This is a genomic window from Sphingobacterium haloxyli (assembly GCF_002980525.1).
Classification (GTDB): domain Bacteria; phylum Bacteroidota; class Bacteroidia; order Sphingobacteriales; family Sphingobacteriaceae; genus Sphingobacterium; species Sphingobacterium haloxyli.
The window spans coordinates 305,556-330,503 of sequence record NZ_PVBQ01000001.1 but is presented as its reverse complement, the minus strand read 5'-3'; the positions used below and the strand labels follow the sequence as shown (position 1 = coordinate 330,503).

The window sequence follows — 24,948 nt, the reverse complement described above, 5'->3', positions numbered from 1 at the left end:
GATGGACGGCAAACAATATATACTGGCGATCGATCAAGGCACGAGTAGTACTAAGACGCTGGCATTTGATGAAGGTGGGCGTGTGGTTGCCCGGGGTAGCGCTAAGCTTGATATCCATTATAAAGATAACTTTGTAGAACAATGCCCGGAGGAGCTCTACCGCAGCGTGTTGCAATCCGTCGCGGCCTGTCGCGATGATTTGCAACAACTAGGCATATCGCCGAGCCAGGTTGTGGCGGTTGGCTTAACTAATCAACGAGAAACATTTGTGCTCTGGGATAGTGAGGGAAAAGTATTGTACGACGCGGTTTCCTGGCAATGTAAGCGTTCATCAGCTATTTGCGATCGCTTAAAAGAAGAAGGGAAAGAAGCCTTGGTAAAGGCGAAAACCGGACTGCTTATTGATCCCTATTTTTCGGCAACCAAGCTGATGTGGCTAGTTGAAAATGTGCCGGCCATTGCAGCTGAATTAGCGCAGGGAAATGTCTTTTTCGGAACCATAGATACCTGGATATTATACCGATTGACCGGTGGCAAATGCTATAGGACCGATCATACCAATGCCTCCCGAACCATGTTGTTCAATATTTATGAATTGGCATGGGATGATGTACTATTGGAACAATTCGGACTGCGGGGGTTAAAGCTTCCAGAGGTACATCCTTCGGCCTATGAATACGCGAGGTCTAGCTTTGAAGGATTGTTTTCCGAGCCATTATCCATTTCTGCTGTCGTCGGTGATTCGCAGGCGGCCGCATTGGGGGCAGGATGCTTTCAAAGAGGAGAAGCAAAAGCAACATTAGGTACGGGGAGCTCCATCATGATGGCTGTGGGGGAAGAGTTGAGGTATAAGGGCGAAAACACCGTTGATGCCATCTATTACAGTACGGAAAAGGGCGTGGTGTATGCCGCGGAGGGCATTATCGTTTCCTGCGGGGCAACGATAACTTGGATGAAAGAACAGTTGGGGTTATTTGCAGATGAGCGCGAATTGGAGCAGATCGCACGGGAGGTGCCAGCGGACCACGGGGTCACCGTGATACCTGCCTTTAGCGGTATGGGGACGCCTTATTGGAAAAAAGACGCAAAGGCCGCCATTCTAGGCTTGACATTTGCTAGCAATCGGTCTCATCTGATACGTGCCGCCTTGGAATCGGTGTGCTTCCAAATAAAGGATGTCATTACGGCAACGGAGAGCGAACACCAACTCAGCTTATCCCAGTTAGTGGTCAATGGTGGGATGTCGGAGAACGCTTTCGTAGTACAGTTTTTAGCGGACGTGCTGGACAAACCTGTGCTGTGCAGCACTATGCCAGATGCTTCGGCGTTAGGATGTGCACGCTTAGCTGCTATAAGTGTATGGGATAAGCAGGTAAACGCCATTTTGCCACAGGATGATGCCAACACAAACGTGTACTACCCTAGCTCTTCGAGGGAGACTGTAGAGAAAAATTATAAGAACTGGCTGGACCATGTCAATCATTTCGTTAACCTGACATAGCGTCCAGAAACACACAATAAAATAATAAATAGATATGAAGAAGATAGGATTAGTTCATACGTCGGCAACACTAGTGCCGGTATTTCAACAGTTGTTTGATGAAAAAGCAGTTCACGCAGAGATTTTTAACATTGTCGATGACAGTTTGATCAAGGACGTTATTGCTAAAGGACGGTTGGAAGACAAGACCGCGGAGCGCGTCATGAATTACGTGGCATCAGCCGAAGATGCGGGAGCCGAGCTGATTATGGTGACTTGCTCTTCTATAGGCAGAGCAGTAGAGCAAGCAGCATTGAAGGCTGGTGTGCCCGTTATCCGTGTGGATCAGCCGATGGCGGACCGTGCCGTTGCTGAAGGGAAGCGGATAGGTGTCGTGGCAACATTGCCCACCACCTTAGAACCTACAAGCGATTTGGTGCTGCGCAGGGCGGAAAAAGCGGGGAAAGATGTGGAGCTTGTGAGTAGATTATGTGAAGGTGCTTTTGAGGCTCTGATGAGTGGAGACGCTCCCAAACATGACCGAATGGTAATGCAAGCGCTTCGCGAACTATCCGATCAGGTTGATGTGATTCTATTGGCACAGGCTTCCATGGCGCGCGTCGTGGATCAAATGCCAGCACATGAACGGAAGGTGCCCATCTTCAGTAGTCCGGGTATCGCGGTAGATCACTTAGCGGGTTTATGCGATCAATCCTAATCGTCATATGATATATAAAGTGAGGTTATGGGGCTTGGTGGCGTCGGGCGTTATGTTGATGGTTGCCGCTATTGGTTTCTTTGTAGCGGGTTTTTCCTACTTCCGCCATGCACTGCTCTTGGCTGCCATGTTGGGTGCCATTGGAATGGGCGCGTTTAGCGCGACCAAAGGCTACCAATACACGATGTGGATCGTGGTTGCTGTCGTAGCGGGCATGACTTTCCCTGATCGTATACTGCATGTGGGTGAATTTGATATGCGCAACAAGTGGATGATTCTCGTGGTCGTCCAGCTCGTGATGTTTGGCATGGGGATACAGATGAGATTACGTGATTTTACACGCATTGGAGCGTCTGGAAAGGGGGTTGCTATCGGTTTGGTTACGCAATTTACGATCATGCCCCTGATCGGATTTCTCTTGACAAGAGGGTTTGGCTTTGAACCTGAAATTGCCGCGGGGGTTATCCTGATAGGTTGCTGTTCTAGTGGGCTAGCGTCGAACGTAATGGTTTACATTGCGAAAGCCAATCTGGTGTTGTCGGTGACCGTAACGGCCTTGACAACACTGGCCGCACCACTGATGACGCCGCTGATGATGAAGGTTTACGCTGGGACGATGGTAGAAGTCAGCGTCTTGAGTATGGCAATGGAAATTATAAAGATTATGATCGTGCCCATTGGGGCGGGATTATTACACGATTACCTGAAAACAGCACCTCGGTCTAGGTATCGTGCTATAGGGATCACGTCTGTATTTATCGTGTTGCTGCTGTTCGTTAACATCGGTTACCTTTGGCCATTTTTTATCAACGGCTTTACGTCTACCGGTGTAGCCATTATAGAGGGGCTGCACTTTTTATTGGGCGCCATACCAGTCGGTTTTGGATATCACGTGCTTGCTCGCAAATGGCCTTCTATGGACAAGAAAATGCCTTATTTTTCTATGTTTGGGATTGTTTATTTTACAGCGGTGACGACCGCTGCCGGGCAGCAATATTTGATGCAAATAGGTTTTTTATTGTTTTTGGCTGCCGTTGTCCATAATGCTGCAGGCTACTTCTTTGGATATTGGTTCAGTAGGCTATTTGGGTTGAATGCCTATTCGGCGCGTGCTATGGCGCTGGAGGTCGGTTTGCAAAATGGTGGCATGGCCAGCGGATTAGCAGGGAGTATGGGCAAGTTAGGAACACTTGGCTTAGCTGCTGCTGTATTTAGTCCTTGGATGAACATCTCGGGGTCCATATTGGCTAATTATTGGAGAAAAAAGCAGGAGCGGATAGCTATGCAAACGGAGCAATCAGATAAAGAAATAAAAAGCGACTATAAACGAATAGAATTAAAAGAAGATAATGGATAGGATTGAAGCAACTTATTACGTAGAAACTCCCTACCCGCTGGCGGATGCCGCCGCGGTGATGGCGGGCGAACAATCGTCGGGTACATTTGTGGCTATACCGGGCGAAACCGAAGAATTAAAATTGCGATATGCGGCGCGAGTGGAGCATGTTGAGGAATTAGATACCGTGACAGTACCATCGTTATACGCCGAGCAGTTACCTTTTGAAAAGTATTACCGAGGGAAGATTACGCTTTCCTGGTCGTTTTCCAATTTTGGGACCAATCTACCAGTGTTGTGCTCGACGCTCATGGGCAATTTATACGAGCTACGTCAGTTTACGGGTATTAAGCTGGTCGATATTCAATTGCCGGATACTTATACACAGCAGTTCCGCGGACCTAAGTTTGGTATCAGCGGAACGGCTGCTCTAATCTCGCCGGAAGCTAAACCCCCGTTGATAGGTACGATTATTAAACCGAGTGTGGGTTTATCAATTGCCGATACAGCGGAGATTGTCAGGAAACTTGCCGAAGCGGGCATTGATTTCATTAAGGATGACGAGCTCATGGGCTCTGCAGCCAATTCGCCGTTTAAGGACCGGGTTCAGGCTGTTATGGATGTGCTGAATAAGCATCAGGACAAAACCGGAAAAAAAGTGATGTACGCATTCAACATCAGCGATGAAATGGATAATATGCTCCGAAACTATGACACGATAGTCAATGCAGGCGGGAGTTGTGCAATGGTCAGTTTGTATAGTGTCGGATTAACCGCCGTAAAACGTGTTGCGGATATTGGACAACTGACTATCCATGGACATCGCAATGGATGGGGAATGTTGAATCGGCATCCGTTGTTAGGGGTGACGTTTTCGGCGTATCAGAAGCTATGGCGACTGGCGGGCGTGGACCAATTGCACGTTAATGGCATCCGCAATAAATTCTGGGAATCCGATGAATCGGTCATAAACTCCATAAAAGCATGTTTGAAACCTATGAAAGGCATATTGCCGGCTTTGCCCGTTCTTTCTTCGGGGCAATGGGGAGGCCAAGCGATAGATACTTACAAGTTTACCCAAGCTACGGATTATCTCTACTTGGCCGGAGGGGGGATTATGGCACACCCCGGAGGTATTAGCGGCGGTGTGACGGCTATTAAACAGGCTTGGGAAGCCGCGATAACAGGGTTGACGTTAGAAGAAGCAGCCCAGAAATATCCGGCCGTGCAACAGGCAGTGGAGAAATTTGGAAACCGAGCGAAGTGAGCTCATCGAAGATAAATCCAAGTAATAATAAGCATATGGCGTATAAAATAGCTTTTTATGGAGATGATTTTACCGGATCGACCGATGCCTTGGAAACACTCGAAGAAATGGGGCTTCGGACGGTGCTGTTTACCGAAGTGCCGACTCCTGAGCAACTGGCGATGTTTGGCGACAAGCAAGCCATCGGCGTCGCCGGAATGACCAGGACTATGGCGACGGCAGAAGTAGAAACGCAACTCCAACAGGTGTTTGCCCGATTTTCGGAAATGGATGTACGGCATTTCCACTATAAAGTATGTTCCACGTTCGACTCATCCCCAGAAGTAGGAAGTATCGGTAAGGCCATCGATCTTGGGGCAGCAGCATTTTCCAGCGAGGTGGTTCCGTTGGTCGTGGGCGCGCCCTATCTGGGAAGGTTCTGTGTTTTTGGCAATTTGTTTGCGCGTATGGGGACGGGTAAAACGGGTGAGGTCTTCCGCCTAGACAGACACCCTAGTATGTCTAAGCATCCGGTTACGCCTGCGGAAGAAAGTGATCTACGCCTACATTTGGCGCGGCAGACAGACCAAAAGAGTATACTCGTCGATGTAACACAGCTGGAACAATCGGTAGACGATATAGTCGATTGGATTGAAGAAAACCGAGATAACGCTAAAGCGGTCGTGCTATTTGACGTGATGACGGAGCGGCATTTGGAAAAGATAGGTGCCGTCTTGGAGGGCTTATCCAGAAATCAGCAGCCCTTGTTTTCCGTTGGCTCTTCGGCGGTGTCCAAGGCGCTGTGTGCCGAGTGGAGGAAAAATGGTGTGCTCACACCACGCGCGGACTGGCCGGCAATTAAACAAGCAAAGCCTTTATTGGTCCTTTCTGGAAGTGGCGCGCTAGTATCCGGTAGGCAGATTACCCATGCGCTGGAACACGGTTTTGCGGATGTCGCCGTAGACGGCGAGCAGCTCTTGTCGGAAGCCGCTAGTATACATATGGAGACCATAATCAAACAAGTGTTGCACGAAATGAAACAGGGGAGAAGTGTGGTAGTGCATACCAGTATCGGGCCGGACGACCCTCGGATAGCACGGACACGTGATATCCTTGTGCAACGGGGGTTTAGCGCGCAGCAGATTAACAGTTATACTGCCGCCTTATATGGTAAAGCACTGGCGCAGGTTGCCGATCATATAGCGCAATCTTTTACACTCGAACGACTGGTCGTTGCAGGAGGCGATACATCCAGCTTATTTGCCCGTCATCTGGGTATCGATGCTGTAGAAATGGTGTCACCAATTGTACCTGGCGCCCCACTTTGCCGTATACACGCTAAAAAAGAATACATAAAGGGTATCACCATTAATTTTAAAGGTGGACAAGTTGGGAATCTGGATTATTTTCTTCAGTTAGAACGGGGAACATCCTAACGAGAATAACCAAGATAGTTATAAACATATATAGATCTTAATTATGCATATTATTCGTTTTTTTATGCCATTGGTGTTTTTGGCATTTTTTTGCACGCCCTCGCATGCGCAAAGTGGAACGGTGACGGGGAAGGTAACGGATTCGGAAACGGGGACGTCGCTTGTCGGCGTGAGCGTTTCCGTAATTGGCAGCGATCACCAAACCTATACCGATGGGAACGGACAATTTACCGTGAAGCTTGAAGAAAGTGGACAGGCACTTCGGTTCAGCTATGTGGGTTACCAGGCTTTTGATGTAGACGTGCAGCAGCGATCGCAAATAGACATCGCCTTGGTTAAAGACGTAGGGCAGTTGGATGCCGTCGTCGTGGTCGGTTATGGTACAAGTCGTGTGCGCGATTTAACAGGGTCTGTTACCCGCGTTGGAGAGGATGATTTCAACCGTGGCGTGATGACATCCCCAGACCAGCTGATTCAAGGAAAGGCGGCGGGTGTCGATATCGTAAACAATAGCGGTTCGCCGGGCGGGGGTGTAACATTCCGAATTCGAGGGAGCTCTTCCGTTCGTTCTGGAAACCAGCCACTTTTTGTTGTCGACGGTGTGCCTATTGATGGTCGATCGACCAAACCAGGTGCGTTTACAGAGAGCTTAGGGGATGCAGAGACATCTAACCCTTTAAATTTTATTAATCCGAATGATATCGCCAGTATCGATGTCTTGAAAGATGCTTCTGCCACGGCCATCTATGGCTCTCGGGGAGCTAACGGCGTGGTGATTATTACCACGAAAAAAGGAAAATCGGGCGCACCAAGCCTGACAGTGGATGCACAAACCGGTATCAGCAGCCTATTTCGTGTTCCAGAGATGATGGATGCCGCTACCTTCAGGAGTGCGCTAGCAAATCGGCAGCTTTCGGAATACGACGGAGGGGCAAATGTGGACGCGTTGAAAGCGGTAACGCGTGTAGCCAAAACCAATATCGTCAATATGTCCGTAGGAGGTGGGAATGATAAGGGGAATTATCGCTTATCCGCTGGTTATCACGATCAGGACGGAATTATCCAGAACTCTGGGTTACGTAAGTATACAGGCAATTATACGTCTAGTTATAAGTTTTTGCCAGAGGATCGACTCACATTAGATGTTAATTTAATGGCTTCCAATACAGCCGAATCGGGCGCTCCTATTGCAGAGACCTCGAACGTTTATGGTAGCTTGGTGAGTAACGCGCTGGAGTGGAACCCGACCGTCCCGTTACAAGATGCGGAGGGTAACTATGTACAGCGGCAATACAAAAACGTACCCGGTTTGCCGACTAATCCCTTAGCGTTAATTAACTATTACAGTGACAGGGCAAACATAACCAATATCCTGGGGAGCATGGGCGTCACATTCCGTATTATGGATGGTTTAAACTATAAATTCGGCTTAGGTATCAATCATGCCAAAGGTGATCGCGCTGTTGATATTTCTGGCGACTTATTTTTAAACCTGGTGACAGATCTCGGGCAGACCGTCGTCAGTAATAGTCAGCTCGACAGCCGGACCCTAACACATACGTTGAATTACGAAAAAGAATTTAATGGTGTGCGACTGAATGCGTTGGTTGGTTATGAATTCCAAGATTATAAAAATCGGTATACCAATATTGAGGCGACGGGATTCTCATCCTTTGAAATCAAAGGATCTGATATTCTCCAAAACCCTTCTCGTGACAATATCAGAGTTAGTTCCTTCAAAGACCCGACCAACCAGTTGCAATCGTATTTCGGACGTTTAAATATGGCCTTTTCCGATAAATACCTCCTAACAGCGACCATGCGCGCTGATGGTTCCACCAAGTTCGGTGCAAATAACAAGTATGGCTATTTTCCTTCGTTGGCAGCGGCATGGGTCCTGTCGGAAGAATCACTATTTAACGAAGTCAGGGGACTAAATCACTTGAAACTCCGTTTAGGCTGGGGTCGCACGGGAAACCAAGAATTTCCGGCGGGAGCTTCGCAGGAACGCTACTCCTTCGGGTTACAACAAATCTCTTTAAACAATGTTGCAAACCCCGATTTGAGATGGGAAACTACGGAAACCTACAATATCGGGCTTGATTTCGCTTTATTTGAAAGCCGTCTAAATGGTTCTATAGAATATTTCGATAAGCGTACCCATGATCTATTGTTCCAGCTCCCTGCATTACAACCAGCTCCTGCCGCACAATTCTGGACGAATTTACCAGCAACCATACGAAACAATGGCGCAGAGCTCACGTTAAATTATACGGCCATTCGAAATGAAAATGTGGTATGGGATATCGGGGCCAATGCTACGATATTACAAAACCGCTTCAGCGGTTATTCTGGTGCCCCCATTTTAACCGGACAGATCCATGGTAGTGGATTACCTGGTAATTATTCGCAGCAGCTGCTCAATAACCAACCACTATTTGTTTTTTATATGCCTCGATTTGAGGGACTCGACGAAAATGGACTGTCTCGCCATAGTGAAACTTCCGAAGTCGTAGGTGATCCCAACCCGAATTTCTTGATGGGGCTTTCTACGTCTCTAGATTATAAGAAATTCTCACTTTCGGCAAGCTTGAATGGCGTATTCGGTCACCAGCTATACAACAACACCGCCAATGCCGTTATCACGGCGGCTAACCTTGGGTTGGGGCGAAATACTTCGCCAGAAATAGGACAGGGGAAGGAAAGTGTCGCGAATGGTAACGTCATGTCTACTCGTTTTTTGGAAAATGGCAATTACCTCCGTCTCCAAAATATGTCCTTATCGTATAACCTGGGGTCCTACAGAGACTGGGTCAATAATGTCAGGTTATCCCTTACCGGCCAAAACTTGTTTGTCATTACTGATTATAGTGGTTTCGATCCAGAAGTGAATACGAACAAAGGTGTGAATGGCGTACCGTCTTTAGGTATAGAGTACATACCTTATCCTACCTCGAGAACATTTATGCTCGGGTTAACGGCATCTTTCTAACCGCATAAATTTATACAGATGAAAATCAAATATATTATCAATCTGCTTGCTATGGGAGTACTTGGGGTGTCTTGTACCGATCTCCATGAAGACCTTAAATCAGATCTGACGAAAGAGCAGGCACAAGAATTCTTAGATGAGAATACGGACGTTTCGACGTTGTTGGAGCGCGCCTACCGTGATTTCGACAATGTGTTTTTGCAACACGAAGGGAGTGTATGGTTGCTTCAGGAAGTGAGTGCGGACGGAGCTATTGTTCCTTCTCGGCCTTCGGGATGGGACAACGGGGGGCTATACCGACAGCTTCATGCGCACCGGTGGGTCCCCGAAAATAACTATATCCAATCGGTGTGGAGAACATTGAATCGTGGTGTTTTCAATTCGACGAATGTCTTGGGATTTAATCCACCAGCACATATCGCTGCCGAGGCTAGATTCCTAAGAGCCTATTTTATGTTTACGATTTTGGATTTATACAATCAAGTGCCGTTTCGCAATCCAGGCGACAATTTGTTGGAACCGCCTATGGTATTCGTAGGAAAGGACGCTGTTGATTTCATTATCCAGGAAGTCGAAGCTGCATTGCAGGACCTGCCAGACGATAATCCGGCATATCGCGCGTCGAAAAATGGCGCACGCGGCTTTCTGGCCCGGCTCTACCTGAACCGGGGCGTTTATGCTGACCGAAAAAATCCTCAGTTTGTCACCGCGGATCTGGAAAAAGTTATTGAATACAGTGAGGAGATTTCAGGAAAGGAACTCGATTTTTATTGGGATAACTTCACGCCAAACAACAATGAAATATCCTCCGAGCTTCTTTTTACGATCGAAGGTCGGGGAGGGGTTCGTTCACATTCTTTATGGGTATGGTTACACGCTATTTTCCCGATAGAAATGAACTTGCCAACCGGTGGAGGATGGAATGGATTTGCAGCCACCGGAGATTTATACGATTTATTTGAGGAGGACGATATCAGACGATATTATGAACACCCGCTTCTGGTGTCCAGAAGATATAACGCTGGTTTTTTGATCGGCCAGCAATATGGACCTAACGGAGAACCTTTAAATGGTGTTATCTTTAGGAAAGAAGTGCCTACTTTAGTAGGTGCGGGCTCCTTTGATGGTTACCGCCCGGTGAAATACATTCCCGATTATGGGAATATGAATGCCAATGCCGACAATGATGTGGTGCTGATAAGGTATGCCGATGTGTTATTGATGAAAGCAGAAGCATTATTAAGATTGGGGCGAGAAGCGGAAGCACTGGAAATTGTCAACGATATCCGGGAAAATCGTCAGGCGTCCACGTTAAATTCATTAAATTTGACCAATCTTTTGGAGGAAAGAGGAAGAGAGCTGTTCTGGGAGGGACATCGACGACAAGACTTAATTCGGTTTGGAAAATTCTTGGAAGAATGGCATCTAAAACCAAAAAGCGCTTTGCAGTATTTGCTATATCCTATTCCGCCTGCGGATGTGTTAGCAAACGACAATCTGAAACAAAACCCTGCATTTTGATCTATAAGATCGTAAAATAGACTGAACGCCTCGTTTGTAACAAACAGGACGCTACAGGATGGCGATATACATGCCTTTTGATACTTTCACCGGAATCTGACGTTTATTTTCCTAGACTCTGGAAAGCGTGATAAGATGATATAGATAAATGAAAATTTTATATAGAATGAAGGGGCTTAAAAATTATCGAAGCGTATTTTTTTACATATTTGTCACCTTTATTTTGACGGGGCTGTCAGGCTGTTCTGCGTCAAAGAAATTACACGTTGAAAACGTGTTAATAGAAGGACGGGCGAACCCATTGGGCATTAATACACTGACACCGTCATTTAGTTGGCAGCTCCGGAGCGACGGGCATAACGTAATGCAGACCGATTATAGAATCCTGGTCAGTACAGATGGGGATTTCTTAACACAGGAAGCGATCGTGTGGGATTCGGACTGGGTGACGACAGACCAATCCTTATATAATATTTATAATGGACAAGATCTCGACGGAGGGACGACCTATTACGCTCGCGTAGCGGTAAAAGATAACCACGGAAACGTTGCGGAGAGCGCCGTACAAAGTTTTCATACCGGACTACTCTCGGAAGCGGATTGGGGCGAGGCACAATGGATAACCAATGAGAAATTGCCAGATTCTTTGGTAAACCCTTTGCCGTTAAGCTCGAGCAAATTACGCATCGATAAAAGTTACGAGTTACCTGTATTTCGGAAGAATGTAAACGTCGATAAAAAAGTGACCTCGTCTATAGCCTATATTTCGGGGTTGGGGCATTACGAGCTGCTCATCAATGGTCAACCAGTAGATAGCGCAGTACTGCAGGCGGGCTGGACAAAGTATGATAAAGAGGCTTACTATGTTGTCTACGATCTGGCAGACCGCTGGCAGCAAGGAAAGAACACGATCGGTGTATTACTCGGAAACGGGTTCTATTATATCCCCCCCATTAAGGGACGTTACCAAAAACACAAGGTGGCCTTTGGGCTACCGAAGTTAAAAATGAAAGTCGTCAATACCTACGACGATGGCAGTAAAGAAACAATCGATAGTGACAGTACCTGGAAAGTACATCAATCGCCAATAACATTTTCGAGTATGTATGGTGGCGAAGACTATGATGAGCGTGTTTTGTCAACATCATGGAGTAAGCCAGAATATGATGATACAGCTTGGGATAACGTGTTGTTGGTGGATGGTCCACCCCTGCGTGCGCAGGAGACGGAACCAGTTCGTATTATGGAGCGATTTGGATCGCAAGCTGTAAACCGTATCGACGAACGCACACGGGTATATGATTTTGGACAGAACGCATCAGGTATCGTACATGTGGAAATGAAAGGTCATCAGGGAGATACCGTACGGATCTATCCCGCAGAGCTCCTGAATGACGAAGGACGTGCAAATCAAAAACATTCCGGAAGCCCTTATTACTACCAATATATATTTGCGCAAGACGGTGAAATCAGTTGGCGTCCCCGTTTCACCTATTACGGGTTCCGATATGCCGAGGTTAGGTTGCTGCCTGCTGGAAACGAAGAAATAGAAATACAGAAGATCACCGCTGAACATATTCGGAACGGGGCACAACAGGTCGGCAGCTTTCAGTCGTCTGATACCCTGTTTAACCAAATACACACTTTGATTAATTGGGGTATCAAAAGCAATATGGTCAGTGTCTTTACGGATTGCCCACATCGTGAAAAACTAGGTTGGCTGGAACAATTGCACCTCATGGGACCTTCTGTACAATACAATTTTGACGTCGAGCGTTTATTTGCTAAATCATTGAGCGATATGCGACAGTCGCAGACGGAAGAAGGGCTGGTACCCGAGACGGCACCGGAGTATGTTCATTTCGATTGGGGCGGCGATGTGTTCCGCGATTCGCCAGAGTGGGGGTCGAGTTCGATTATATTGGCATGGTATGCATATAAATGGTACGGAAATAAAGCCTTCCTGACGGATAACTATGATATGATGAAAAAGTATATGCATTATCTCAAGGGAAAAGCGAAAGATAATGTCCTTTATCATGGTTTAGGCGATTGGTACGATCTCGGACCTGAGCGCCCCGGTTTTTCTCAGCTAACCACTCCGGGTATTACCGCAACCGCTATCTACTATTATAATTTGAAGATTTTGAGTCAAATTGCTGCGTTGCTGGAGGACAATGAATATAAAAGCTATGCTGATTCGCTGCAGAATAAAGTTTATCAGGCGTTTAATGAAAAGTTTTATGACGAGCGCGATGCGGTGTATGGCTCCGGAAGCCAGACGGCGTTAGCTATGCCTTTGTACGTGGGATTAGTAGATGAGGCAAATGAGGATAAGGTGTTGGCGAATCTCATAAAAGATATTGCAGATAGGGATACAAGCTTCACAGCTGGGGATATTGGTCACCGATACCTGTTGCAGGCTTTGCAGCAAGCGGGACGAGACGATCTGATCTACGCGATGCATAAGGATGATACCCGTCCAGGGTACGGCTACCAGATACGTAAGGGTGCGACGGCGTTGACGGAATCCTGGGCAGCTTTGCCAACGGTATCGAATAATCATTTTATGCTCGGACATCTGATGGAATGGTTCCATACCCGCCTAGGAGGCCTCGGACAGGAGGAGGGATCCATTGCTTATAAACATATACGTATAGCGCCTAAAATGCTCGACGTTGTTAAACAGCGGACAGTAACATACGAAAGTCCATACGGACCGGTGATGTTTGAGCATGATGGGGAACGTTTTCATGTTGACATCCCGGCAAACAGTAGATGTACTTTGGTGCTCCCGGAATCTGCCGACTATCGCATCAATGGAGAAAAATTAGACGCCTATGAATACAGGTTGACAGATGCTGGGCTTGAAATTCAGTTGGGTTCAGGACAATATAATATAAAATAATACGGTAATGAGAAGAATATGGCTATTGCTGTGTCTAGTATGGGTCGCAAAGATGGGGGCGGCACAGCCCGGAACAATTTCCGAAACGGAAATGGAAAAGATTTATCAGGAAGTGAAGACGCCTTACAAATATGGCTTGGTCTTGACGCCTAACCAAAAAGGGGACTTGATGGATTGTCCAAGCGTATACCGCATAGGAAAAAAATGGTATATGACGTATCTTGTCTTTGATGGAGAAGGATATGAAACCTGGTTGGCAGAAAGTTCGGATTTACTAGTGTGGACGCCTCTCGGGAAGCAAATGTCAAAAGAACCAGGAGACAAATGGGATAGCAAGCAACGGGCGGGATATAATGCGCTGATTGACACCAAATGGGGAGGGGGTTACAAGCTTCACAAGTACGACGGTAAGTACTGGATGTCCTATTTCGGAGGATCTTCTGTAGGGTATGAGCCGGAGCCGCTGGCGATTGGAATGGCCTATACCACAGCGAAACCGACGAAGCCTACGGAATGGTTGCGATTGGATAAACCTGTATTAACTAGTGAGGATGAGGATGTGCGTTGGTGGGAGAACCGGCACAAGCTTTTTAAAAGCTACGTGATGGAGGATAAGAAAAGAAATACGGGACACCGTTTTATCATGTATTATAATGCCGTGGGCGACTCTTTGGAGAACAATAAACCGACACGTTGGTATGAACGTATCGGTATGGCCGTCTCTGATGATATGAAAAATTGGAAACGCTATCTAGAAGAACCTGTTGTACATCATCCCATGGGAATAACCGGCGACCCCATGATTCAGCGGATCAATAACACCTGGGTAATGTTTTATTTTGGAGCTTTTTGGAAAGATCGGAAAGGCGCATTCAATCGGTTTGCCGCCTCTAAAGACCTGATTCACTGGACCGATTGGCAGGGTGATAACCTCATTGAATCTTCCGAAGATTTCGACAGTCAATATGCCCATAAATCCTTTGTCATTAAGCATAAAGGGGTTGTTTATCACTATTATTGTGCAGTTGATAAAGACGGAAATCGAGGCATTGCGTTGGCAACGTCTCGTGATAAAGGAAAAAGTAAAGTGACGTTTGAATAGAAATAAATAACATCTTATCATAATACCCATGTTTAGTAAGTTCGTGTGTTTTCTAGTTTTGTTTGTTACGGTCCTGCCCAGCATGGCACAGCCGCGGGAAACAATTGATTTTAATGGAGGTTGGTCTTTTACATTAGAAGATGATTTACAGTTCAGACGAGCCAGTTTTTCTCCTGTAAATTGGAAAAAGGTTTCATTGCCACATGATTGGAGTATAGGTTTCGACTTTGGCGAAGAATATCCGGCTGGCAACGCGGGTGGTGCTCTTCCCGGGGGTATCGGCTGGTATCGAAAAGCCTTTCAGTTATCAGAAAATGACAAGGGCAGCCATTATACCTTATATTTTGGTGGTGTGTATCGGTATGCAGAAGTTTGGTTGAATGATCAGTATCTAGGGAAAAATATCAATGGGTACCTTTCGTTTGAACGCGATTTGACACCCTATTTACGGTATGGAAATGAGCAAAATGTCATCGCTGTTCGTGTAGATAATAGCCTCCAGCCCAATTCCCGCTGGTATACTGGCTCGGGTATATATCGAGACGTTCGGCTGGAGAAACGCGCCCCAGTTCATTTGCTGCCCGCAGAAACTTTCATAACAACGCCTAAGGTATCAACTGAGAAAAGCTCAGTACGTGTGCAGTCGGTACTCAGCCAGGCCGGGTCTGGAAAAGCAGGACGGGTAGTGCTGAAATTGCGGGATAAAAACAAGAAGACTATCGCCGAAAAGACAGTGTTGTTTTCCAGTAGCCAAATTGAAGGTGAATTGCAAGTAGATGGGGTTTCGTTGTGGTCTCCAGATAGCCCGACCTTATACGATCTGGACATTACTGTGCTGGATAATACAAATAAGATATTGGATGAGTTAAGGTATAAAGTGGGGTTCCGGTATTTTCAGTTTGACGAAAATGGATTTGCTTTGAACGGCGAGCCATTTAAGTTGTTAGGCGTGTGTCTTCACCACGACTTAGGTGCGTTGGGCGCGGCATTCAACAAATCTGCGGCTAAAAGACAGTTGTTGATCATGAAAGATATGGGCGTAAACGCTATCCGAACCGCCCATAATCCATTTGCGGAAGAATTTTTGGACCTGTGTGACGAATTGGGATTTTTAGTGCAAAATGAAGCTTACGATATGTGGGCAAAACGTAAGAACAAATTTGATTATCACATCGATTTTAAGGAACATCATATAGTTGACCTCATCACTTTGGTGAAGCGTGACCGTAATCATCCTTCTGTTTTTATGTGGAGTATCGGGAACGAGATCCGCGAACAATTTGACGATACAGGGGTTGCACTCACAAAAGGAATGACGGAAGTGGTGAAGAAACTGGACCCGACGCGTCCGGTAACTGCTGCATTAACCGAGACTAATTACGAAAAGAATTTTATCGCGCAAGCAGGAGTATTGGATGTGCTAGGATTTAATTATAAATATTTCGATTATGATAAATTGCCGACGGAATTTAAAGGAGTTCCGTTGATTGCTTCCGAAACAACTTCTGCCCTGCAAACTAGAGGGGTGTATGATGCCTTACACGATACCATCCAGTTATGGCCGGCTTCGTCCGCGGATAAGTTCGTGACGAACGGCAATCCTGATTTTACCGTTTCTGCCTATGATAACGTGGCCGCATATTGGGGAACGAGCCATGAGCGTGCTTGGCTGGAGGTGAAGAAACGCGATTTCTTAGGTGGTATTTTCGTATGGACGGGTTTTGACTATCTTGGCGAACCGGTGCCTTATCCGTATCCTGCGCGTAGCTCTTATTACGGAATCGTCGATTTAGCCGGACTGCCGAAGGACGTGTATTATATGTACCAATCGGAGTGGACAGATACGGAAGTGCTGCATCTTTTGCCGCACTGGAACTGGAAAGAGGGTGAACAAGTCGATGTATGGTGTTACTATAATAATGCCGACGAGGTCGAGTTATTTTTGAACGGACAAAGTCTTGGGCGTCGGTCAAAAACCGATGAACGGCTACATGCCAGCTGGAAAGTACCATATGAAGCAGGTGAATTGAAAGTGGTGAAAATCAAAGATGGAACAGTAGTGCAGGAGACCGTGAAAAAAACAGCAGGTAAACCTGTCGATATCGTCGTTGACGTGGAGCATGATCGTTATGCGGTAGATGGATTGACAGATTTATATTTTCTGACGGTGTCCTTAGTAGACAAAAATGGTACTATTGTTCCGGATAATGATGTGGAGGTGTCTTTTTTGCCTCAAGAAAATCTAACAATCAGAGGTACTGACAATGGTTATCAAGCTGACTTGAATTCGCTAGCTAGCCCTAAACGGAACACGTATAAAGGTTTTGCCGTAGCAATGATTCAAAAAAATAGCATGGAAAAGGGAGCAAAAATAATCGTAAAAGCCAATACAATCAAAAAAGAAATAGTGATTAAGTAGGTTTTCAAGCGGTCTTTATCGCTATTCTACGTGATTTAATCAAAATACAGGATATTGAAAATATGAATATAAGCAAGAAGATCATTTGGTTAATATGTATGCTCTGTGTTGCTGTTTCCTTGCATGCTGCAGATATATACGTGGCGCAAAGTGGCGAAAATATTGCTGGCGACGGCTCTATGGCGCGTCCTTATAACGCATTGGAAGATGCTATACGCCACGCTAGGGAGCTTCGCCGATTGAATGACCCTAGCATCTCCGAGGGAATCAATATCTGGATTAACAAAGGAGTTTATTTTCCTGAACAAACAATTCGACTTCGTCCCGAAGACAGTGGCACACCGGAAAGTCCTACACGGATACGCTCAATAACAGGGGACAAGGTGGTGTTCTCTGGCGGAAGGCAAATATTGGGTTGGACGAAGCTGGGTAAGCACCGAGACATCCCATTAGCAGTTGCCCGGCATATTTATGTAGCAGACGCACCTAAAGTCGGGGGGAAGCGCGTAAGCTTCCGTCAGTTATGGGTGAACGACAAAAAAGCTGTTCGTGCAGAAAGTCACGGTGATTTGGAGCTCCCTCGTATTTTGAATTGGAACTTTGATAAACAAACTGCCATTATTCCGAACGTGTTTAGCAAGTTCGCTTTTGCTGAAGGAATGGAATTCTTTATTCATCAGTGGTGGGCTATTGCGCAGCTTCGCATAAAAAATGCTGTAGTGCATAAGGATAGTATTGAAGTGTATTTTCACCAACCGGAGAGCAAAATCCAAAGTGAACATCCTTGGCCTAAACCATGGCTATCGAAAGAATCAGGAAACTCAGCCTTTCGATTGGTCAATGCACTACAATTTTTGGACAAACCAGGAGAGTGGTTTTTGGATGAAGACGAAGGGAAAGTATATTATTACAAGCGCGATGGCGAGGATATGGAACAGGCACGGGTGATCTTCCCCTATCTAGAGACTATCGTGCAATTAGAGGGTACATTAGAGGATCCGGTTTCTCATATACAGGTTGAGGGTGTGTCTTTTGCCCATGCCGCATGGTTCCGACCCAATACACATGGTCATGTCGCGTTGCAAGCTGGGATGTATTTTCATGAAGCGTACAAATTAGATAAACCCGGCACACCCGATAAAGCGGGACTTGAAAATCAGGCATGGGTGGGACGGCCTGCAAGTGCCGTCGTACTTAAAAACACGAGTCATGTCCAGTTTCAACACTGTACATTTAGTTATTTGGCATCCACGGGATTCGATTTTTATGCAGGTAATTTTCGAGATCGATTGGAGGGAAATGTTTTTTATGACGTTGGCGGGAATGCAATACTTATCGGGAAATTTTCGGACGATCAATTCGAAGCGCATCTACCCTATGATCCGCAAGATGAACGAGAGCTGACACGAGAAGTTGTTGTTCGCAATAACCTTATCCATAACACGGCAAATGAAGACTGGGGTGCCGTGGGCATAGGAGCGGGATTTGTGCAGGGCGTGGACATTTCTCATAATGATATCAGCGATATCGCTTATTCGGGAATCAGTTTGGGTTGGGGATGGACGCCAACCGTAAATGTGATGAAGAACAATACTGTCGAGCGGAATAAGATAACACGCTATGGCAAATTTATGTATGATGTGGCAGGAATCTATACACTTTCAGCACAGCCAGGCACCAAAATAAGGGAGAACGAAATAGATAGTATATATGTATCACCCTACGCGCATATCCCAGACCATTGGTTTTATTTATATACCGACGAAGGGTCTGCTTACATGGATGTCTCCAACAATTGGTTCCCTGAAAATAAGATTCTAAAAAATGCAAATGGACCCGGTGTCATTTGGGAAAATAACGGCCCTGAAGCCGATAGAACAGCATTTAATACAGGTTTGGAAGAACCATTCCGCGACCTGCTTAAACATAAAGAGCCGGTCAAAGATGGCTATACATTTAATCAATATATACCGTTTACAAAACCTGTTTTCGTACAAGTACGGGATACCCAGCGGTCACTATCAAAAGATGGATTAGCATCGTTTGCTAAGACACAGGGGATAGCACATCCACAAATCTATTCTTGGGGCGATTATATGCTGTTAAAGACCGACGACGAACACGCAAAAAAGCTGACAAGTGCCATGTTGGCGAATTATCCCCAACTAACGGTTAACATGTTCAACGATGTATTCTATACATTTGACCGGCAGCATTGTGAAAATCAAGAAGGGGCGGGGGCGGATGAGGTGGATTTTGTACTTTTGACAGCGCAATTGGTGGCGGATGAAAGCAAACAAAAGGAATACTTCCGATATCACGAAAAACAGTTCGAAGAATGGCCGGAAGTAGCAGCGGGTTTTTGCCAGGCAGACTTTCAGGAGGTATTGTTATACCGAAGCGGCAGGCAACTGTTACTGTATATTTCTTTTCCCAAAGGAAAAGACTTTGCCGAGATTGATACACTAACGACCAAAGATAATCCTAGAGTAGCGAAGTGGAACCAACTGATGAGTACTTATCAGGAAGGTGTTCCGGGCACAGCCGCAAACGAAACGTGGATTTTTTATAAGAGATAAGATACAAAAATGGAGAAATTAAGATTAGGTATTCTAGGCCTTGGTGAAGGAAGAAGCACCATGTCTGCGGCTTTACAAAGTGAACATATAGAATTGATGCAAGTTTGCGATTTGAATGAAGAACTCGGACGCAAGCGCATGAAGGAGTTCGATTTCCATGCGTATACTAAACGTTATGAAGATTTATTAGAAAACCCTGAGCTAGAGGCCGTCGCTATCTATACGCCAGATCATCTGCATGCTACACACATCAAACAGGCGTTGGAGCATGGTAAACATGTCATCTGCACAAAACCCTTTATTGACAACCTAGCGGACGCGAACGAACTGCTGGCTTTAGCTTCACAGACCGGAAAACGGGTTTTCGTTGGTCAGAGTTCCCGCTTTTTCGAACCGATGAAAAAGCAGCGCGCAGATTTCGAGGCAGGCCTGATTGGGGATCTAATTACCATCGAAGGCTATTATCATGCCGACCATCGTTGGTTTTTAGAAAAACCGTGGTCATTGCAGTCATCATTTAAATGGCTGTACGGTGGGTTGAGTCATCCGGTGGATTTTATACGTTGGTATCTTCCTAATATAGAGGAGGTGATGGGGTACGGCATGTTGAGCGCTAACGGCCGAAAGGGCGGTTTGCAAAATGCCGATACGATGCACTTTATATTCAAAGCTACTGACGGTAGGGTAGCGCGTGTAAGTGGCGCCTATACCGGGCCTGTTCAGCCGGTTACCCGGGATAGCGAGATGAGTTGCATCCTTCGGGGTACCGAAGGATGTAGTCAGGCAGATTATATGGATTTGCGGTATGCTATTACTGATCGTACCGGGGAGGAAAGAATGTTAACTTGGGAGCATAAACTGAAGCATTATTTTCGTTTCGAAGGCAAGAGCCATCATGCTGGCGAGTATCAAAACTATCTGGAGCATTTTGCCAAAGCGATTCGCGAGGATACGCCGGCATATCCGGATATGAAAGAAGGAATTGGTACGATTGCGCTATTGCAGGCCATGGATGAGTCACTAACCACAGGCAAACCGATTCGTCCAAACGATTTATTAACAACCTATAGCGTAAACTTGTAATAGCCACATGAACAACCTCATGGACAAATTGACGATATACGATTATGCAATCGTAGTCGTATACCTCGTTGCTTTAATTGTTATCGGTCTGCTTTCATCTCGTACAAAAGAACAGGGGGCTGCACATTTTTTAGCGGGGAAATCGTTAAGTTGGTACAGCATAGGTTTCAATATGTGGGCTACAAATGTCGGTCCGTCGATGCTGTTGGCGTTTGCCACGGTTGGTTATACCACAGGGATTGTTGCCGTTAATTTCGATTGGTATGCCTTTGTGTACCTCTTTCTGTTAGCCGTAGTCTTTGCTCCACGGTATCTGGCATCAGGCGTGCGCACGCTTCCGGAATTTATGGGAAAACGATACGGGTCGGGGACGCAAACTATTTTGGCATGGTATTCTTTGGTCAAAATGATGATATCGTGGCTGTCGCTAAGCTTATTTGCGGGCGGTTTTCTCGTTCGACAGATATTGGGAATCCCCATGTGGCAATCCGTCATTGTATTAGTCGCTTTGGCCGGTGTGTTTGCCTATACGGGAGGATTACGCACGGTAGCGAAGATCAATATTTTTCAGATGATATTGTTAATAGCCGTCTCTGCTTTACTGACGTTCTTGGGGCTATCGGAGATAGGCGGGCTACAAGCATTGGCGGATAGGACGCCGGATGGCTATTGGTCGCTGATTAAGCCTGCAAACGATCCAGATTACCCCTGGTATGCTATTGCACTGGGATATCCTGTCGCTGCCATTGCGTTTTTTTGTACAGATCAAGCCATGGTACAATCCGTTTTAGGCGCTAAAAACTTGGAGCAAGGGCAGCTCGGGGTGAATTTTATAGCTTGGTTGAAAATTCTGTCTTTACCACTCTTCATTCTGACTGGTATTATTTGTTATATCCTTTTTCCCGGATTGGATGATCCGTCGCTCGCTTATATGACGATGGTAACGAATCTTTTTCCGACAGGTCTGAACGGATTAGTGATTGTGGTGCTAATAGCTGTGTTAGTTGGTACGATTGGTTCCTCCCTCAATTCCCTGAGTACTGTTTATACGATGGATATCTATTTGAAACACATCAATCCTGATGCAGATAGCCGCCGGGTAACACAAGTCGGTCGTTATACGATTATTGTAGGCTGCTTTATTTCTGTTTTAGTTGCAGTGGCTATTGACCAGATAAAGGGTTTGAATCTCTTTGATGTGTTCCAGTCTATCTTAGGATTTATCGCTCCGCCGCTTGCCGTCATTTTTTTGATGGCCGTTCTCTGGAAGAGAACGAATAAGATGGCCGTAAACACCCTTCTGACTTTTGGCGCTGTGTTAAGCCTAGGAACGGGTGTTGCCTATCTCTGGATTTTTCCTAAAGATGTATATACCTTTTGGCCGCACTACCTTATGCTTTCTTTTTATCTATTCTTAGCTTTACTGATACTGGGTATCATCCTATCCTTGGTGGTTCCAAAATCGGTGTATGAAAAAGAAAATGAAATGGCTTTCCGCTTTCAGATGGAAAAGCCAACCGCTAAAGTAAAATGGGCGTGGGGTATATTGTTTGCGGTGATGGTATTGTTATATTTGGTTTTTAGTTAATGTATTGTAGTAGCTTGCTTGGAAAATAGATGATGAAAAAATATATAATATTTGCTTTACTACCTTTGCTTTTCACTGCTTGTCGTCAACATCAGGATAGTAAAGCCGCGTTGTGGTCGCATAAAATGGTCGATTCACATGGCTTGGGTGATTTTTACTGCAATAGGCATTATCAGTCCAAATTGGATTCGACAGGGTGGGATTATGTATCGGGGCTAGTGGCTGGCGCTGTGCTGGAAACGTGGAAGCAGTATCCCGAGAAAAAGGAGTATTACCAATCTGTAAAGGCTTTTGCTGATTTGAATCTAAATGAAGACGGTACCATGATCATCAATAGCAAAGGTGGATCAGCACTTCGTCCCAGTAATATTGATGATCTTCCGGCGGGCCGCATCTACTTTACCTTGTACGAAGAAGAATTGCGAAAAGGCAATACGAAGGATGCCAATCGATATCGTAACGCTGTGGATCTGATTCGAAACACATTAAAATACGACCATTCGCGGATTGCAGACGGACTACCGGGCGCAGGAGGTTTCTTCCATAAGGCTATTTATCCCAATCAGATGTGGCTTGACGGACTGTATATGGGCTCGCCGATATATGCGCAGTGGGAAAGTACGTTTGGAATAGCCGATTCTGTAGAATACAATGCAAGCTGGGATGATATTGCTCTGCAATTTAAAACCATTCATCAGAAAACGTATAATGCAGATAAGCAACTGAATTACCATGCATGGTCAGCTACCCCTGCAGACTCGAATTCTTTCTGGGCGAATCAACAAGATCCTTTCTTCGGTTGTAGCCAGGAATTTTGGGCGCGCGGTATGGGCTGGTACTTTGCTGCGCTGATCGATGTGCTCGAATTTATGCCGAAAAGTCATGCCTCCTATTCAGAAATTGTAGATATAGCTAATCAGGTAGCTGCCGGACTAAATCGTTGGCAGGACGACGAGTCTGGGCTTTGGTATCAGTTGCTACAATACGACGCCAGTATGACTGCAGATGGTAAAGGGGATACTATTGCTGGAGAAGTTTATAATATAGGGCATGCGGCGAATTATCTCGAATCATCCGCCTCCAGTATTTTTACTTATGCCTATCTCAAAGGTATTCGACTGGGAATACTGGACAGAGCAACGTATCTTCCTGTCGCCGAGAAAGCCTATCAAGGCATACTGAAAGCATTTATAAGAGAAGAGCAGCGTAGTTCAAAAATTGATATTATACAGAGTTGTGCTTCTGCCGGATTAGGTCCTGCCAAAGATCCATCCCGAACAGGGACGATTAACTATTACCTAGTCGGCAAGGATGTCACTATTGTGGAAAATGAGGGAAAGGCGATAGGAACATTTATCTTGGCTTCTCTTGAACATGAACGGTTGCATGATAGCGATCGTTAAGGCAGGGACACCAGCCCCAGATTGCTTTCAATTTCTTTTTTACAGGTGCGTAATGCTTGAATAATGTCATCGTGCGAAGGTTCATTTTCATCCGCTAGCGTGAGCAGCTTCGAAACAGTAAGGCAAGCGGTAATGCCGGACGGTGCGTGACCGATAGGTACAGAAAAATCAACGATTCCTTGCGCATATGAACTGGGCATTTCGGTGTAGCCCTGTTTCTTGATGTGTATGAGTTCTTTTTGGAAATCTCTTTTTTGAGTTTTGGATAGTTTTTGATAACTCGAATTTTGATGCAATATCTGTTCTCTATTATTATCATCCAAAAAGCTAAGTAAAGTCTTGCCCGAAGCTGTGGTCAACATGTTGTATAAATTCCCTTCCTCAATCATCACGGCTATTGGCCGTGGACTTTTGCTGTAGGCTACTACTAGTACTTTGTCATTGAACAATATTGAAAGATGGCCAGGCTGCTGTATAGTAGCCGAGGCCTGTCTCATCGGTTGCAATGCTGCCGAACGCAATTTTTCTACGAAGGAATGGCGATGGGATAGATAGTAAAGTTTGAGTGTCAGGGAATATTTAGACGAAATGGCGTCACGATGTATATATCCCCGTGCTTCTAAAGACGCGAGCATACGATAGATCTCATTTGGGCTTCTTTGCAACCCGGTAGCAATCTCTGACTGCGATTGAGCCGATGGTTGTAACGCGAGGTATTCGATGATGGCCAGACCCTTTTCGAGTGCCGGTGCTTTGTATTTATCGGAACTGTTTGACGACATGAGATATTAATTAACCACTAATGACGCTAAAGATAAAAAAAGTGTGGTAAGCTTCTTCTATCAAATGACAACAGTTTTATCAAACTTACTAATCAAATGTGTTTTAAACAAATGTACTTCGTAATTAATATGCACTTTAGTCGTTTTTATCCGAACGAGGTCCGAACAAAGTCCGAACAAAGTCCGAACAAAACCCCTATGATATCCTAAATATAAAAATGGGAAAACTGATTTATCAATGAACTTGTCATCGACGTCAAAAGAGGAGAGACCGAAGAAGTGATTTCTTATTAGAAAGAAAAGGTAGATTATTTTCATATTCAAATGTTATATTTATATTTGAATATTATAAATC

At 45.6% G+C, this 24,948-nt stretch carries 15 protein-coding genes; 14 read left to right on the top strand and 1 reads right to left on the bottom strand.

All coding sequences use genetic code 11. The features are described 5' to 3' along the window. Position 1: 1 nt before the first annotated feature. The 14 genes from C5745_RS01145 to C5745_RS01080 all read left to right on the top strand — a co-directional run bounded on the left by C5745_RS01145 (position 2) and on the right by C5745_RS01080 (position 23,811). A complete protein-coding gene (locus C5745_RS01145; RefSeq protein WP_105715104.1) occupies positions 2 to 1,501 on the top strand; it encodes an FGGY family carbohydrate kinase in 1,500 nt (499 codons plus the stop codon). A 34-nt stretch (positions 1,502 to 1,535) separates the two neighbouring features. Next, positions 1,536 to 2,198: an aspartate/glutamate racemase family protein gene (locus C5745_RS01140; protein WP_105715103.1), complete on the top strand. Its 663-nt coding sequence runs from the start codon at positions 1,536 to 1,538 to the stop codon at positions 2,196 to 2,198. A 7-nt stretch (positions 2,199 to 2,205) separates the two neighbouring features. After that, positions 2,206 to 3,555 (top strand): bile acid:sodium symporter family protein, encoded by a 1,350-nt coding sequence (locus tag C5745_RS01135; protein WP_207795679.1) that lies wholly within the window; start codon positions 2,206 to 2,208, stop codon positions 3,553 to 3,555. Continuing rightward, positions 3,548 to 4,801 (top strand): ribulose-bisphosphate carboxylase large subunit family protein, encoded by a 1,254-nt coding sequence (locus C5745_RS01130; RefSeq protein ID WP_105715102.1) that lies wholly within the window; start codon positions 3,548 to 3,550, stop codon positions 4,799 to 4,801. The genes C5745_RS01135 and C5745_RS01130 overlap by 8 nt, the downstream gene beginning before the upstream one ends. 35 nt (positions 4,802 to 4,836) lie before the next feature. Next, positions 4,837 to 6,216 carry a four-carbon acid sugar kinase family protein gene (locus tag C5745_RS01125; RefSeq protein ID WP_105715101.1) on the top strand — a complete coding sequence of 460 codons (1,380 nt, stop codon included), beginning with the start codon at positions 4,837 to 4,839 and terminating at the stop codon, positions 6,214 to 6,216. A gap of 43 nt (positions 6,217 to 6,259) precedes the next feature. Continuing rightward, positions 6,260 to 9,208 (top strand): SusC/RagA family TonB-linked outer membrane protein, encoded by a 2,949-nt coding sequence (locus tag C5745_RS01120; protein WP_105715100.1) that lies wholly within the window; start codon positions 6,260 to 6,262, stop codon positions 9,206 to 9,208. 18 nt (positions 9,209 to 9,226) lie between these two features. Further along, entirely contained in the window at positions 9,227 to 10,729 is a 1,503-nt protein-coding gene (locus tag C5745_RS01115; RefSeq protein WP_105715099.1) for a RagB/SusD family nutrient uptake outer membrane protein, read from the top strand. Between the two features lie 274 nt (positions 10,730 to 11,003). Continuing rightward, a complete protein-coding gene (locus tag C5745_RS01110) occupies positions 11,004 to 13,637 on the top strand; it encodes an alpha-L-rhamnosidase (RefSeq protein WP_165792983.1) in 2,634 nt (877 codons plus the stop codon). Positions 13,638 to 13,644: 7 nt separating this feature from the next. Continuing rightward, positions 13,645 to 14,739: a glycoside hydrolase family protein gene (locus tag C5745_RS01105; RefSeq protein ID WP_105715097.1), complete on the top strand. Its 1,095-nt coding sequence runs from the start codon at positions 13,645 to 13,647 to the stop codon at positions 14,737 to 14,739. Positions 14,740 to 14,821: 82 nt separating this feature from the next. After that, positions 14,822 to 17,158 carry a glycoside hydrolase family 2 TIM barrel-domain containing protein gene (locus C5745_RS01100; RefSeq protein ID WP_207795678.1) on the top strand — a complete coding sequence of 779 codons (2,337 nt, stop codon included), beginning with the start codon at positions 14,822 to 14,824 and terminating at the stop codon, positions 17,156 to 17,158. Between the two features lie 62 nt (positions 17,159 to 17,220). Then, a complete protein-coding gene (locus tag C5745_RS01095) occupies positions 17,221 to 19,737 on the top strand; it encodes an L-rhamnose mutarotase (RefSeq protein ID WP_105715095.1) in 2,517 nt (838 codons plus the stop codon). A 9-nt stretch (positions 19,738 to 19,746) separates the two neighbouring features. Continuing rightward, positions 19,747 to 20,820, top strand: a complete 1,074-nt coding sequence (locus tag C5745_RS01090; protein WP_105715094.1) for a Gfo/Idh/MocA family protein — start codon at positions 19,747 to 19,749, stop codon at positions 20,818 to 20,820. 7 nt (positions 20,821 to 20,827) lie between these two features. After that, positions 20,828 to 22,408: a sodium:solute symporter family transporter gene (locus C5745_RS01085; protein ID WP_105715093.1), complete on the top strand. Its 1,581-nt coding sequence runs from the start codon at positions 20,828 to 20,830 to the stop codon at positions 22,406 to 22,408. A gap of 29 nt (positions 22,409 to 22,437) precedes the next feature. Further along, positions 22,438 to 23,811, top strand: a complete 1,374-nt coding sequence (locus C5745_RS01080) for a glycoside hydrolase family 88/105 protein (RefSeq protein WP_207795677.1) — start codon at positions 22,438 to 22,440, stop codon at positions 23,809 to 23,811. Here C5745_RS01080 and C5745_RS01075 read toward each other — a convergent pair. After that, a complete protein-coding gene (locus C5745_RS01075; RefSeq protein WP_105715092.1) occupies positions 23,808 to 24,593 on the bottom strand; it encodes an IclR family transcriptional regulator in 786 nt (261 codons plus the stop codon). The genes C5745_RS01080 and C5745_RS01075 overlap by 4 nt on opposite strands. Between the last annotated feature and the right edge of the window lie 355 nt (positions 24,594 to 24,948).

What these genes read in the sequence shown, in the direction of transcription:
- C5745_RS01140 (WP_105715103.1), top strand. Translation starts at nt 1,536, where the DNA reads ATGAAGAAGATAGGATTAGTTCATACGTCGGCAACACTAGTGCCGGTA.
- C5745_RS01090 (WP_105715094.1), top strand. Translation starts at nt 19,747, where the DNA reads ATGGAGAAATTAAGATTAGGTATTCTAGGCCTTGGTGAAGGAAGAAGC.
- C5745_RS01100 (WP_207795678.1), top strand. Translation starts at nt 14,822, where the DNA reads ATGGCACAGCCGCGGGAAACAATTGATTTTAATGGAGGTTGGTCTTTT.
- C5745_RS01115 (WP_105715099.1), top strand. Translation starts at nt 9,227, where the DNA reads ATGAAAATCAAATATATTATCAATCTGCTTGCTATGGGAGTACTTGGG.
- C5745_RS01075 (WP_105715092.1), bottom strand. Translation starts at nt 24,593, where the DNA reads ATGTCGTCAAACAGTTCCGATAAATACAAAGCACCGGCACTCGAAAAG.
- C5745_RS01145 (WP_105715104.1), top strand. Translation starts at nt 2, where the DNA reads ATGGACGGCAAACAATATATACTGGCGATCGATCAAGGCACGAGTAGT.
- C5745_RS01095 (WP_105715095.1), top strand. Translation starts at nt 17,221, where the DNA reads ATGAATATAAGCAAGAAGATCATTTGGTTAATATGTATGCTCTGTGTT.
- C5745_RS01080 (WP_207795677.1), top strand. Translation starts at nt 22,438, where the DNA reads ATGATGAAAAAATATATAATATTTGCTTTACTACCTTTGCTTTTCACT.
- C5745_RS01130 (WP_105715102.1), top strand. Translation starts at nt 3,548, where the DNA reads ATGGATAGGATTGAAGCAACTTATTACGTAGAAACTCCCTACCCGCTG.
- C5745_RS01085 (WP_105715093.1), top strand. Translation starts at nt 20,828, where the DNA reads ATGAACAACCTCATGGACAAATTGACGATATACGATTATGCAATCGTA.
- C5745_RS01105 (WP_105715097.1), top strand. Translation starts at nt 13,645, where the DNA reads ATGAGAAGAATATGGCTATTGCTGTGTCTAGTATGGGTCGCAAAGATG.
- C5745_RS01120 (WP_105715100.1), top strand. Translation starts at nt 6,260, where the DNA reads ATGCATATTATTCGTTTTTTTATGCCATTGGTGTTTTTGGCATTTTTT.
- C5745_RS01125 (WP_105715101.1), top strand. Translation starts at nt 4,837, where the DNA reads ATGGCGTATAAAATAGCTTTTTATGGAGATGATTTTACCGGATCGACC.
- C5745_RS01135 (WP_207795679.1), top strand. Translation starts at nt 2,206, where the DNA reads ATGATATATAAAGTGAGGTTATGGGGCTTGGTGGCGTCGGGCGTTATG.